At 47.2% G+C, this 13052-nt stretch carries 11 protein-coding genes; 5 read left to right on the top strand and 6 right to left on the bottom strand.

What is annotated here, in order from left to right:
- The first annotated feature begins 12 nt into the window (after positions 1-12).
- From opp4B to G7035_RS06550, 4 genes are read left to right on the top strand one after another with little or no spacing between them, the layout of a single operon-like run.
- Positions 13-981 (top strand): oligopeptide ABC transporter permease, encoded by a 969-nt coding sequence (opp4B, locus tag G7035_RS06565; protein ID WP_017427175.1) that lies wholly within the window; start codon positions 13-15, stop codon positions 979-981.
- A 37-nt stretch (positions 982-1018) separates the two neighbouring features.
- Positions 1019-1918 carry an ABC transporter permease gene (locus G7035_RS06560; protein WP_019685910.1) on the top strand — a complete coding sequence of 300 codons (900 nt, stop codon included), beginning with the start codon at positions 1019-1021 and terminating at the stop codon, positions 1916-1918.
- Positions 1919-1961: 43 nt separating this feature from the next.
- Positions 1962-3782, top strand: a complete 1821-nt coding sequence (gene opp4A, locus G7035_RS06555; protein ID WP_019685911.1) for an oligopeptide ABC transporter substrate-binding protein — start codon at positions 1962-1964, stop codon at positions 3780-3782.
- Between the two features lie 42 nt (positions 3783-3824).
- Positions 3825-4784: a LysR family transcriptional regulator gene (locus G7035_RS06550; RefSeq protein ID WP_016818862.1), complete on the top strand. Its 960-nt coding sequence runs from the start codon at positions 3825-3827 to the stop codon at positions 4782-4784.
- Between the two features lie 27 nt (positions 4785-4811).
- Here the strand turns inward: G7035_RS06550 and G7035_RS06545 are convergent, their stop codons facing one another.
- The 4 genes from G7035_RS06545 to G7035_RS06530 form a co-directional block, all read right to left on the bottom strand.
- The gene (locus G7035_RS06545; RefSeq protein WP_019685912.1) at positions 4812-5462 is read right to left on the bottom strand and encodes an amino acid ABC transporter permease; all 651 of its coding nucleotides are present in this window, start codon (positions 5460-5462) and stop codon (positions 4812-4814) included.
- Between the two features lie 14 nt (positions 5463-5476).
- Positions 5477-6136: an amino acid ABC transporter permease gene (locus G7035_RS06540; protein ID WP_019685913.1), complete on the bottom strand. Its 660-nt coding sequence runs from the start codon at positions 6134-6136 to the stop codon at positions 5477-5479.
- Positions 6137-6206: 70 nt separating this feature from the next.
- Positions 6207-7037 (bottom strand): transporter substrate-binding domain-containing protein, encoded by an 831-nt coding sequence (locus G7035_RS06535; protein WP_019685914.1) that lies wholly within the window; start codon positions 7035-7037, stop codon positions 6207-6209.
- A gap of 42 nt (positions 7038-7079) precedes the next feature.
- A complete protein-coding gene (locus G7035_RS06530) occupies positions 7080-7817 on the bottom strand; it encodes an amino acid ABC transporter ATP-binding protein (RefSeq protein ID WP_019685915.1) in 738 nt (245 codons plus the stop codon).
- Positions 7818-8144: 327 nt separating this feature from the next.
- Between G7035_RS06530 and G7035_RS06525 the strand changes: the two genes are divergently transcribed.
- A complete protein-coding gene (locus G7035_RS06525; RefSeq protein WP_016818857.1) occupies positions 8145-8612 on the top strand; it encodes a cupin domain-containing protein in 468 nt (155 codons plus the stop codon).
- Positions 8613-8701: 89 nt separating this feature from the next.
- Here the strand turns inward: G7035_RS06525 and G7035_RS06520 are convergent, their stop codons facing one another.
- On the bottom strand, positions 8702-9367 hold the full coding sequence (locus tag G7035_RS06520; RefSeq protein ID WP_016818856.1) for a class D sortase: 666 nt from the start codon (positions 9365-9367) through the stop codon (positions 8702-8704).
- Positions 9368-9478: 111 nt separating this feature from the next.
- Positions 9479-13024 carry a collagen binding domain-containing protein gene (locus G7035_RS06515; protein WP_019685916.1) on the bottom strand — a complete coding sequence of 1182 codons (3546 nt, stop codon included), beginning with the start codon at positions 13022-13024 and terminating at the stop codon, positions 9479-9481.
- Between the last annotated feature and the right edge of the window lie 28 nt (positions 13025-13052).

Raw genomic sequence — 13052 nt, 5'->3', positions numbered from 1 at the left:
GAGGTACAGAATATGTGGAAATTTACAATGCGTCGACTGCTGGTTATGATCCCTCAACTTTTTGCACTGAGTGTGCTTATATTTTTCCTAGCTAAGGCTATGCCAGGGGATGCCCTGACAGGGCTCATCACTTCAACACCCAATCTGAATCCGGCTGCACTGGAAGAACAGCGGCAAAAACTGGGACTCAATGACCCGGTGTGGGTGCAATATGGGAACTGGCTTGTCCAGCTTGCTCATGGGGATCTGGGCAAATCTTATGTACATAAAATTAGCGTTACCGATTTGATTGGCAGTCGTTTGGGGAACACGTTCTTTCTGGGTGTAGTGATTCTGGTTCTGACGTATCTGATCGCCATTCCGCTGGGAGTACTCAGTGGTCGGTATCAGCATAGTCTGCTGGATAAAACCGTGGTGGGGTATACCTATCTCAGCTTTGCGACACCTCTATTTATACTCGCGTTGCTACTGCTGTACGTGTTTGGATTCAGGCTTGGCTGGTTTCCAACCAGCGGCAGTGTGGATGTAGGAGTGGAGCCGGGGACATGGTCATATTACGTGAATAAGTCGTATCATCTCATACTACCGGCGGTTACAGGCGCATTGCTCAGTACGACGGCTACCATTCAGTATTTGCGCAATGAGGTCATTGACACACGTCTGAAGGATTTTGTGAAAACAGCGCGTTCCAAGGGGGTACCCGAAGGAAAGATCTATTCCCGTCATATTTTCAAGAACTCTTTATTACCCATTGCTGCTTTCTTGGGCTACGACCTGACGGGTGTGATTGCCGGCAATATTTTCTTGGAATCTATTTTTGGTTATCCGGGATTGGGCCAGTTGTTTCTTCAGTCTATCACCCAACGGGACTTTTCAGTCGTGAACGCGCTGGTCATGATCTCTGGCTTCTTGGCACTATTAGGAACCCTTTTATCTGATGTCATCCTGAGCAAGGTCGATCCACGCATTCGAATTGAATAGCGAACAAGTCTAGAGAAAAGGAGGGGTTATGGTGTCTATGCAGGTGGAGGAGGTCTTCTCGCCGGAAATCATTCGTAAATCACCATCCAGTTGGTCTGTACTGCATCGTGAGCTGGTACGTGACAAAATGGCCTTGATTTCCATTGGGTTTGTGGCTCTGTTCTTGATTTTTATATATGCCTCTGTCCTGTTTGTCAATCAGGATGTAGTCACGACGGTCGATTTGGGCGCGATCCGCGAAGCTCCCGGCTCAGTGCACTGGCTGGGTACGGACCGAGCGGGCAGGGATATATTCGGCCAACTGGTCATTGGGGCCCGCAATTCCTTTACCATTGGCTTTACGATTACTTTGTTATCCGCCGCCATTGGCTTGACGCTGGGCTTACTGGCTGGGTTTTATGGAGGAATGGTCGATAACATCATCATGCGAATCATTGATTTTATTCTGGTGCTTCCATTCTTGATGCTGGTTATCGTATTTGTCAGCATTGTGCCCAAAAGTGGCATAGGGTCCTTTATTTTCATTATGACTACCTTTTTGTGGATTGGAAAAGCGCGCCTGATCCGGGCCAAGGTACTGTCGGAGCGGGAACTGGACTACGTGCAGGCTTCCAAAACCCTTGGCACACCCAATTGGAAGATCATCTGGTTGGGTGTGCTGCCCAATCTCAGCTCTGTTGTGATTGTTAATCTAACGCTCAGTCTTGCAGGAAATATCGGGATTGAGACTGGGCTTTCCTATCTCGGCTTTGGCTTGCCAGAATCTACTCCAAGCTTGGGGACACTGGTGAATTATGCCAATGACCCGGATGTATTGCAGAACAGCTGGTGGATGTGGTTGCCTGCCTCACTGCTTATATTAGTGCTGATGCTGGCGATTAATTTTATCGGTCAGGCGCTCAAACGTGCCACGGATGCCAGACAACGATTGGGTTAAACCGAAGTTCAAGGATAAGGACAACGACAAGGAGGGGTTTACAATGATTAAAGGCTGGAAAAAAGGAATTTTGCCTGTTCTATCTGCCATTTTGGTGCTTTCTTTGGCCGCATGCAGCGGCTCGCCTTCCACTTCGAGTGGAGCAAAATCGTCTGACGGTACAGGTGGGTCAGGGTCCGACAACAAGCAGGTGAATACGACTGCGCTGGCAAAGGCGGTCAAGAACGATAAACCCCCGATTAAGGGCGGCATCATCAATTATGCACTCGTGTCCGACACCCCTTTTGAAGGTATTCTGAACCCTGTATTTTATGATGGAAATCCGGATTTTGAAGTCTTCCAGTTTTTCTACCCTTCCATGTTTTCGATTGATTCCAATCTGAATATTGACGATAAAGGAGCGGCGACGATTTCCTTTTCCGCAGACAATAAGGCGGTGACTGTCAAAATTGATCCCAAACTGAACTGGACAGATGGTAATCCCGTAACGGCAGAGGACTATGCCTTTTCCTATGAAGTGATCGGTAACAAAGACTACGAAGGTCCGCGTTATGATAGTTTTATGACCAACATTGTAGGGATGGAAGATTATCACGCCGGCAAGGCCAAAACCATTTCTGGCATCAAGGTGCTGAATGAGAAAGAGGTTACCATTCATTTTAAGGAACCTAATCCTTCGGTAAAGTCGGGACTCTGGTCCACACCACTGGAGAAGAAGGTATTTCAGAACATTCCTGTGAAGGACATGGCCGGATCTGATCCTGTCCGTAAACATCCGATTGGCTATGGGCCATTCAAAATTAAATCTATGGTCACAGGTGAATCTGTAGAATTCGTCAAAAATGAAGATTATTTCCGCGGTGCGCCCAAGTTGGATGGCCTTCATCTGAAGGTGGTGAATCCGAATGTCATTACCGAGGCGTTGAAAAGTGGAGAAATCGACTGGGCCAGCTATCCGACCACCCGTTACAATGAGGCCAGTAATCCGAAAAATGTACAGTTTCTCGGTCAGGAGGAATTGTCTTATAGCTATGTAGGCTTTAAGCTGGGCAAATTCGATCAGGCCAAGAGTCTGAATATCATGGACCCGAACGCCAAGCTGGCGAACAAGTCATTACGTCAGGCCCTTGGCTACGCGCTGAATAATGAGCAGGTTGGCAAGCAGCTCTATCATGGGCTTCGGACTCCTGCGACATCCCTGATCCCGCCCGCCTTCAAGGGATACCATGATGTGAATGCGAAGGGCATTGCGTATGATCCAGACAAGGCGAAAAAGCTGCTGGACGAGGCAGGATATGTGGATACCAATGGAGATGGATACCGTGAGGACCCTAAAGGTAAGGAACTGGTGCTCCATTATGCAGCAATGAGCGGGGATGCGACAGCTGAATCGCTGGCGAAGTTTTATTTGCAAAATTGGAAGGATGTCGGGCTTCATGTCGAGCTGGTGGACGGTCGTCTGCTTGAGTTCAATTCTTTCTATGACCGTGTGCAGAAGGATGACCCTGGCATTGATATTTTTGGCGGCGCATGGAGTACGGGTACAGATGTAGACCCTAGTGGGCTGTATGGACGCGGAGCCAGCTTTAACTACTCGCGCTTTACTAGTGAAGAGAATGATAAGCTGTTGCAGGAAGGGGTGTCTGTGAAAGCCTTTGACGACAATTATCGTAAAGATATATACAACCAGTGGCAGGCGTATATGAGCGAGGAGGCGCCCATTGTACCGACGTTATTCCGTTATTCGCTGGAGGCAGTGAATAATCGGGTAGCCAATTACGATATTACCCGTGGCAAGGAGTACGATGCAGACGCGTTTGCGAATATTACGTTGACTTCGGAAAAAGCAGAAGTAGGTCAATAATCTAAAAAAGGCGCAATAACCTGCGAAGAAGCGCGAACCGGAATGATCCGATCTCGCGCTTCTTTTGACCTGTTCATGCAAACATTCTTGGATTTTCGAAGGGAGAGAAGGAAGACGGAAATACGTCAGCTTCAATACTTCATAGCCGTATGCGAGGAACTGCATTTTACGAAGGCTTCGGAAAAGATCGGTATCTCTCAACCCACACTTAGCTTACAAATTAAGGCGCTGGAGGAGGAACTGGGCATGACGCTCTTTGACCGCGCAGGCAAGAAAATTAAAATGACAGATGCCGGTAAACTGCTGCTACAACACAGTGCCCATGCGCTCAAGGGATTACAGCAAGCAAAGGCATCCATTGAGGAGCTGCGTACCGAGCAACGCGGAAGTTTACGGATTGGTATCGCATTACCTGAGCTGGAGGAGCCTTTGCAAAAGATGCTTGCCCATTTTCATCGGTCATTTCCTAAAATCAGCTTGCACATCTGCCCATTCTTTGATGTAACAGAACAGCTGCTGGATAACCGTGTGGATGTTGGCATCACCCTACACTCGGGTACAGATGAAAGGCTTGTCCGGCTTCCTCTTCGCACAGAGAACTACTGTCTTATTGTCCCGGTAAACCATGCATTTTCCAACCGTTCTTCCATTATGCTGGACGAATTGAGGCATGTACCCTGGGCGATGCAGCCAGAATGCCATCCCGGCAGGAAGCTGATTGAGAAATGCTTTCGTGATCGCGGGTATCCCTTTGCAACCGTCTTGGAAACCAATTCTATAGCTTCAATCCTGCGCTGGGTGCAGGAGGGACTTGCCGTAACCTTACAGACGAAGTCCCTTGCAGCCGAACTGGATCGTTCGCATTTTTGCACGGTGCCTATTTTGCGTGGTGCGCCTCAAGGTCAGCTGGAGTTGATTTATCGAGCTGACCGTTACCAGGGAGAAGCAGTGAAACGATTGATAGATAAGATACAAGCTGTGCTGACAGAGCGCTCCAACTAATGGCAACCGTGATGAGTATCACAAGCCTTAATGTGTACGAACCTCCAACCTGCGTGCAATCAGTGACATACTGTAATTAACGGCAAAGTACAGGAAAGCGGCGAACAGCAGAGCTGGAATGACAAAGGATTGATTTTGCCCACCGACGATCTGAATGTTATGCGTCAGCTCCGGCAAACTGATAATGACAGCCAGTGACGTATCCTTAAATAGGGAAATGAACTGGCTGACAATCGGGGGCACCATGCGACGAAGCGCTTGGGGCAGAATGATATGCCATAAGGTTTGAGAATAGCTTAGACCGGAGGAACGTGCGGCTTCCACCTGTCCTTTATGGACCGAATTCAGACCACTGCGCACAATCTCGGCGATCATGGCTCCCTCGAAGATTGACAGTCCTGTGATGGCTGCCCACTTGAGGGAAATTGAAAATCCGATGGATGGCAAAACCATGCCGATGAAGAAAATAATGAGCAATAAGGGCAGATTGCGAATCAGATCAATGATAAAGGCTGCAACCTGTGAGAGCACAGGTAAGCGGGTATAGCGCAGAATGCCGAATACGATACCAAGAGCGAAGCTGAATATGATAGAGTAAATGGCAACTTCCAGCGTGAGCAGGAAGCCCTCCAGTATAAACCGCACATTAGGCCATACAAACAATCCACTGAAATCCATACGGGCTTCCCTCCTTAGGATGTTTTGGACAGGCGTCGCTCCATATATAGCACGAGAAAGCTGAGCGGAACCGTCAATACAAGATACAGCAGCGCTGTGATCGCATAGACTGTGATGGGCAGGAAGGTATCTGAGTTAATGAGATCCGAGTAATACATGAGATCCAGTCCGGCCACAATGGCCAGCACGGAAGAGTTCTTGACCAGATTGATGAATTGGTTGCCGATTGCAGGCAGTACAATTTTGATGGCTTGCGGTAAAATAATACTGATCATCGTCTGGTTGTAATTCAACCCGGAGGACCTTGCCGCTTCAAATTGTCCTTTGGGTACAGATTGAATGCCGGCACGTATAGCTTCAGCAATGAAAGAGGCTGTGTATACAGTCAATCCAAGCGTTCCAGATACAAAGCCATCCAAGGGGATGCCCAAAGTGGGAAGACCGAGATAAAAAAACAGTACGACAATCAGCAATGGAATATTGCGGATGACCTCTACATAGACAGTACCGATCCAGTTTAGCCATTTAAAAGGCGCAATTCGGAAGATGGCAATGATAGCGCCCAGAATAAAGCTTCCGATCAAGGCAATAACACTAGCTTGAACAGTATGAAGCAAGCCCTCTCTAAAACGGTCGCCATGATCGAGAAGTACGTTGATATCAAAAGTAAGCATCTACGGGTATACCTCCTTATCCAGAGCTAAGAAAGGAAGGAGCACGCAATCGCGGCTCCTTCACAAGATATTATTCGGGTTTAACCCCAAGCCATTGCTCATGCAGCTTATCGTATTCACCATTGCTTTTCAGTTCCTTGATCGTATCATTAATGGCTTGCAGCAGTTCGGTTTGTCCCTTCTTCACTGCAATACCGTAAGGTTCCTCTGTGAAGTTCCCGCCTACAAGGGTATAATTCGGATCTTGCTGTTGCATGCCAAGCAAAATAGAGTTATCGGTAGTCAACGCTTGCCCTTTACCTGCCTTGAGGGCATTGAAGGCATCTTGATAGTTTTCGAACTCTAAAATCGTTGCTTTAGGCGCTTTTTCGCGGATATTTTTTGCGGAGGTAGAGCCTTTAACAGCGAGCACCTTGGTATCGGGAGTCAGGGACTCCAGACCTGTGATCGGGCTTCCCTTTTTCACAAGCAGGGATTGCCCTGCATTAAAGTAGACATCGCTGAAATCGACCTGTTTTTTGCGTTCATCCGAAATGGTCATCGTGGCGATAATAGCGTCGATGTCCCCATTTTGCAGTAAGGTGATTCGTGTTTTGGACGTGACTTCCTTGAGCTCAAGCTTGGTTTCATCACCAAAAATATGCTTGGCTACAGCCTTGGCGATGTCGATATCAAAGCCCTCGACCTTCCCGCTAGCCGGGTCTTTTAGTCCGAACAACTTGGTATCGTACTTCACCCCAATGACCAGCTTGCCACGCTGTTTGATGGCTTCCAGCCCGTTGGAAGCTGCTGCCTCATTTCCTGACGTTGTTGCTTCTTGCTTGCCTCCACAGCCTGCCAAGACGAGCAGAGAGGATAATGCAACCAGCACCAAAGTACTCCACTGAAATCTTTTTCTCATCAAGATGATCCCCTTTCGATTTTTATTCCATTAATAGTCTGTTTAATGATGAATCAGACGGCTCAGGAACAGGCGAGCCCGTTCTTCACCCGGATTCTGAAAAAACTCAGCAGGTTGGCTATCTTCCAGGATCTGTCCTTTGTCCATAAAAATCACGCGGTCTGCCACTTCACGGGCAAAGCCCATTTCATGAGTGACGATGACCATCGTGATGCCCTGATGGGCAAGCGAGCGCATGACATCCAGCACCTCTCCGATGGTTTCGGGGTCCAGGGCTGAAGTAGGCTCGTCAAACAGCATAATTTTCGGATTCATCGCGAGTCCACGGGCGATCGCCACCCGCTGCTGCTGTCCACCGGACAATTGGGCGGGGTAGCTCTGTGCCTTTTCCTCGATTCCGACACGCTTCAGATAGGTGAGGGCTGTTTGAGTAGCTTCTTCTTTCGGGATGCCCAGTACCTTCATCGGTGCCAGTACAATGTTCTCAATCACCTTTTTATGGGGGTAGAGATTGAAATGTTGGAACACCATCCCGATATTGCGGCGGAAGGCGTTAATATCAATCTTTTTGTCATGCACAGGGACATCGTTAACGATTAGCTCCCCATCGGATATCGTTTCCAGACGATTGATGCAGCGAAGCAGGGTGCTTTTACCTGAGCCGGAGGGACCGATGATGACAACGACCTCGCCCTCCTTAATCTGAAGATTGATGTCTTTAAGTACATGAAAGTGACCGTAATGCTTGTTGACATTGCGAAAATGGATCAGAGAGCTCACCCCTTTTTTGACTTGAATACATCGCTTAGTAGACGACTGACATGATTAAGCTCTATTAGAATTTCAAAATTTCTCTCATGATACTATAAGCTTACAATAAAAAACAAGATTTTATGTCAATAAACTTTACGCGAAATATGTTTTTGAATGTATTTTTACTAGTTTACTGTTATTTATATGATGAAAACGAGTATGAATCCACAATTTAATGTTATTAAATCTGACATAATTTGTTGACCTTCGACATGCAGAGGGAGAAACGTGACAAAAGCAGCGCTATGTTTTACAGTAGGGAAGAAGGAATTTAGGGTAAAGGAAGGATAGACAATGACGAAAGCTATTTCACCGCTAGTCACGGCATTGGGCATGGAGCCCCATCCAGAAGGCGGCTGGTACAAAGAGATGTGGAAGGCCAATTTTCAAATTCCGAAGCCTGTACTGCCGGATGTGTATTCCGGTCCGCGCTTTGCAGCTTCGTCTACGTATTTCTTGCTGCATCCGGGTGAGTTCTCCGAGTGGCATGTGGTCCATTCTGATGAGCTGTGGCTATACCATAGCGGAAGTCCTATAGAGCTAAAATTGGGTGGAAGCGGAGAAGAACCTGGCGAAGAAACGGTAATTATCGTTGGTGCAGATGTGGAGGCAGGACAACATCCACAAGCACTCGTACCAGGAACAGTATGGCAAACGGCACGTCCGCTGGGGGATGAGCCTGTGCTGGTAACCTGTGTTGTTGCACCAGGATTCCACTTTGATGATTTCAAGCTGATTGCCAAGAATTCAACTGAAGCATGATGTGAACTATGGCGGGTGTATTTCTGTAAACGAGCAGGAATAGCCCGCCTGATTTATTTTATCCATAGGAATGGGCGATTTAGCTAGGTTTAGGTGCTTAACTTGGCTTGAACAATGAGACGATGGGTGGGATTCACGAGAGGGTCGCATGTAATTAGCGTGAGCAGCTTATGGTTTTTGAAGCTTTTCAGAACAGACACGTCCATTGGATCGACTACCTTTATGCTGTAAACTTTATACATATACTGGCTACCTTGAGCGTTAACAACAATTTTATCTCCAATCTTCAGTTCATGAAGACGATTAAATAAACGTCCGGGAGTACGGGCTCGATGAGCAGCAATAGCAGCATTCCCCACTTGTCCCAGCTTTCCCGTTTCCGGCATATGTACTGCCGCATATTTCATATTTTTCCTCGTCGCTCCTTCCAACACAGGGAGCTTTAAAGCAATACGACTTATGCTAATAGTGGCTATGGGAGTTTGTTCATTAACGCTGGCATTGGGAGCGGGGGATGGAAAGGTATGTTGCCGTGCCTCACTAACCGGAGCTTCCGCAACCCGAGTGGACAAGCGAGCATAGCTGTCTGCAAGACTAGAAGGCAATACCGAATTGCTTTTTTCTAGAGATAACTCCGCTGCTTGTAACAGCTTGTGTTGTTCTCGATCCTCATTCCATTCGGTCGCTTTAGGAAACAAAATAAAGAGTAAGCCCAACCCAATAAACAGATAGGAAAGTTTACGCAGATTCAGCAACCTCATCTCCCCTAAGCAATGTACGGATGATACATACTTTGAAAAAAATGCCCCATTTCCGTCTCATTCCACTCGGGAATGAAACGGAAGATCAGGGCAGGTAGATTGCATTTATTTTTTGTTTGTCCGTCTAAATTTCAAAAATACGCCGCATATAATCATGGCAATGCCTGCCAAATAAAACGGAACGGGGCTACTTTCTCCTGTTTGGGGCAACTGATGCACTGCAGGTGGCTCCTCCGGCTCTTTCTCCGGCTCATGGAGACGGATTTTAGGTTTGGGCTCGTCGTTCGGTTCCACTGGAGGAGACGGATCTTGAGGCATGACGGCTGGTGGTTCAGGCAGTGCTTTGGGTTCCTCCCGGGCTGCTGGTGGCGGTGTGGGTGTGGGTTCCTTCTGTGGAGGGACAATGCCTTCCGGGGGCCTTGGCAGTGACGGAGGAACGGTTATAGATGGTGTCACGGGCACCTCGGGATCTTTATCATGTTTTTTTCCGGAGCCTCCCGCTGGGGGAGACGGCTCTGGGTGGGTAGGTGTGCCCGGGTCTACAGGTGTTTCGGGTTCGTTTTTCTTTTCTTTACGATTGGTGATCACAACCCTCTTTATGCCAGAGCTTTGTTGGAGTGCTGCGTCTATTCTGATCTCAAGCTTACCCTCTGTTATTTCATACCCCTCCGGTGCTGCCAATTCTTCCAAAATGTAATCGTCATGAAGCAAGGAGGAAAAGATGATTTTGCCTTCCGCATTGGTCGTTTGTATAAGCGGTGCTCTTTTTTGTCCCTTATCATAGAGCGCAAACCGGGCGCCAGGCAGTACCCTGTTGGGAGCATCCTGATCTACCTTGGTCAGCTCAAGGGTTTCGGTTACGCCCCCACCAGAACCGGAGCCGGAAGACGTTCGTACGATGATTTCCTGACTGGTTTCCCGCAGTTCTGTCGTCAAACGATCTCCTGCAAAAGCAACCTTGTTGCTCACCTTAGCTTTATCCTCAGCATGAATGAACGATTGATATTCAAGAATAAAAGCAGTGGAAATATCCTTGGCAAAAGTAAGCTCAAAAGTTTGCTGACCCTGAGTGTCTGTCTTGATGTGAAGCCAGTAATCTCGGTTTTTGATTAATTCGGTGCCCTTGGTGGTATTTCCATTGGCAGCCATGATTGCAGAGTATAAATGAAAGGAATCCACAATTAAGATTTGGTTGTTGCTAGGCTGATCGACTATTTTAGCGTTGGACACATGTGATTGTCCTTCATTGATACGAATGCTCCAGTCGATCTTATTTCCATTTTGTGCGCCGGCCTTAGACACATATTCCCCGCCATGAGGTACCGTAACTTGGGCTGCCCAATCGGAGACGGTTTTTTGTCCATCCAGTAGAAGAGCGCGATTATGAATTTCCTTTTCAATCAATTCTCCTTCCAATGAAGTTTGAAAGGTAATCCAGTACGGAGTCTGTATTGGCTTCTTGAACTGGATACGCAATTCATTACTATTTTGTTTAGTGGGAGGAATAATTGTATATTGATCTGCCGGGATTTCAGCCCCTTTTTGTACGCCATCCCACCATCCCAGCAAGGTCATATCGTATACTTTTACGGAGCCAGGCAGTAACCTCTGACCTTGCAATAAGACATCTCTCACTTCCGCATGATTCAGGATCTTGCGATTATAGTTGGCTTTAATATCCCAGGTAATGAGTTTGGAGCTCGCATCATAGCTTCCTTGCTTGGCCCCGTTCCGTTGTGTCATAAAGTCCGGCCAGATCGGGCATTCCACCTCATGCGACGATGTTTCACCATTTTCATACTGATAATCTATAAAGGATTTGTTGCGAAATTCGGGCTTCGTCGTATCTATTTTCCAGTCATTATTATAGATGGTTGAATACTTGATCGTATAAGCCTTCTGAATCGTTTTATGAAAAATAAGTGTAAACCCTTGTTTATAGTCCGCTGATCGTGGAACTAGCTCATAATCCATGGGCGCGAGGAGTTCCGTTGTACCGTCAACACTTTGAATTTTCAGGGTGTCGGGCAACAAGGCGAGGCCCCCATTAGGGAACACATCCTTAATGACAATATTTTTCATGGTGTATGAGTCTGTATTAATGGTGATCACCCAAGGTATGACTTTCGTGTTGTAATTGGGCGTGTCATACATTTTAGTCATAACTCCGCTTGTGATTTCCGTCGATATGATCTTCTGGGTTCCATCTGTGGTGATGATGTTTGTAATTTTTTCATCTTCATAGACGCGGCCTCTAGCCTGGGTCTGATATCGGATGGTATAGGCTGAATCTACGTCGAAGTTGAATTGAAGTTTGAAGCCGTTACGGTCGGGATAGTCAACCGGGATGACGGTGTACGCCCACGATGGAAGCTCCTCCAGTGTATTTCCCTTAAATACTTTCAAAGAACCGGGCAGCAATTTTTGAGTTTTGTTGAAATGATCAATTAAAAGGGCTTTGGCTTCGGGGATTTTTGTCTCGCCAAAGTTATATCTTATGGCCCACGAGAGTGTTTGTGTGGCATGATCATACTTTTCAACTTTTTTGGACAAAAATTCACCACGCTCCACCTGAACTGTAGCGGTGGCAGCAACGTTATCTATCGCATCCCCTGAAAGCGTCGCTGTGTTGGAAAAGCGAGTTTCGTTGCCAGTAATGCGGGTGGAGTATTGGATCTGATAGGCAGTGCTAATGCTAGCATCTTGAAAACGAATTGCAAATCCGGTCCCGGCTTGATCCGATTCAATGGCGTATTTACTCGCATTCACTAGGTCTTTGACAACGGTCGTGCCATCGATATTGACTTGCAGATGATAGAGTCGGATAGAGCCTCTCACGAGTTCCAGTCCTGAAGGAGTTGGATCAGTAATGAGGGCGTGTTTAACGGTGTTTAGCTGTTTGTTCACATCAATGGCCCAGTCGATCTGGTGGGTGCCATTTATTTTTCCTTGCTTGCTTAAGTTTGGCCCTGACTGGGGTTTCACATTTACGATGACCGTTTGAACCCCGCCTTTAATTGGAATCGCAATGATGACTTCTGTGCTGCCTTTCACCGTTTCTTTTGTGAATTCGGTTTTAATTTGCAGTTTGCCGCTGACATGGGAATGGTTCTCTACATATTGGTTAAAGGTCATGATGACCTTACCCTGACGATCTACTGTAAAGAACCCCACGGTCCCGTCTGTAGTCACTAGCGGAGATGAGATATCAGTGTAGATGACAAACTGTTCTGGTAAGTGAAAGGTGAAGGTATCCCCTGCTTTATAAGCATCGTCAGGAAGCTCCCATTCATAGCCAAGTTGGATAGCTGATCCAATGTCGAACGTACTACCTGGATTATATACCGCATCAATGACACGTCCGGCTTCGTCCGTTAGACTCAACTTCGTTAGTATACTCTGGGGAGCTGCTTCCTTTTGAGACTTTGAATGAGCTGCTCCTTGCACGGAAGGGACAGTGTTTGGCGGAACCTCCTTAGGGGGTTCAGGGTTTGGGACCGCATATACAGCATCCGTAACGGTTGTAGGATCGGATACAGCACTGTGCGGCAGTTCAGGGGCAGGAGGATCTGCGTAAGCCAGTGTGGTGCTGAAAAAGCTTTGGACAATGAGCAATAAGGCAATAATCATGACATTTATTTTGGTTCCCATGCTCCAAGTGATTCTCCTATTCATCGTA

The organism is Paenibacillus polymyxa, assembly GCF_015710975.1.
In the GTDB taxonomy this organism is placed as follows: Bacteria; Bacillota; Bacilli; order Paenibacillales; family Paenibacillaceae; genus Paenibacillus; species Paenibacillus polymyxa.
This window is presented reverse-complemented; position numbering and strand designations above follow the sequence as displayed.

What these genes read in the sequence shown, in the direction of transcription:
- opp4B (WP_017427175.1), top strand. Translation starts at nt 13, where the DNA reads ATGTGGAAATTTACAATGCGTCGACTGCTGGTTATGATCCCTCAACTT.
- G7035_RS06560 (WP_019685910.1), top strand. Translation starts at nt 1,019, where the DNA reads ATGCAGGTGGAGGAGGTCTTCTCGCCGGAAATCATTCGTAAATCACCA.
- opp4A (WP_019685911.1), top strand. Translation starts at nt 1,962, where the DNA reads ATGATTAAAGGCTGGAAAAAAGGAATTTTGCCTGTTCTATCTGCCATT.
- G7035_RS06550 (WP_016818862.1), top strand. Translation starts at nt 3,825, where the DNA reads ATGATCCGATCTCGCGCTTCTTTTGACCTGTTCATGCAAACATTCTTG.
- G7035_RS06545 (WP_019685912.1), bottom strand. Translation starts at nt 5,462, where the DNA reads ATGGATTTCAGTGGATTGTTTGTATGGCCTAATGTGCGGTTTATACTG.
- G7035_RS06540 (WP_019685913.1), bottom strand. Translation starts at nt 6,136, where the DNA reads ATGCTTACTTTTGATATCAACGTACTTCTCGATCATGGCGACCGTTTT.
- G7035_RS06535 (WP_019685914.1), bottom strand. Translation starts at nt 7,037, where the DNA reads ATGAGAAAAAGATTTCAGTGGAGTACTTTGGTGCTGGTTGCATTATCC.
- G7035_RS06525 (WP_016818857.1), top strand. Translation starts at nt 8,145, where the DNA reads ATGACGAAAGCTATTTCACCGCTAGTCACGGCATTGGGCATGGAGCCC.
- G7035_RS06515 (WP_019685916.1), bottom strand. Translation starts at nt 13,024, where the DNA reads ATGGGAACCAAAATAAATGTCATGATTATTGCCTTATTGCTCATTGTC.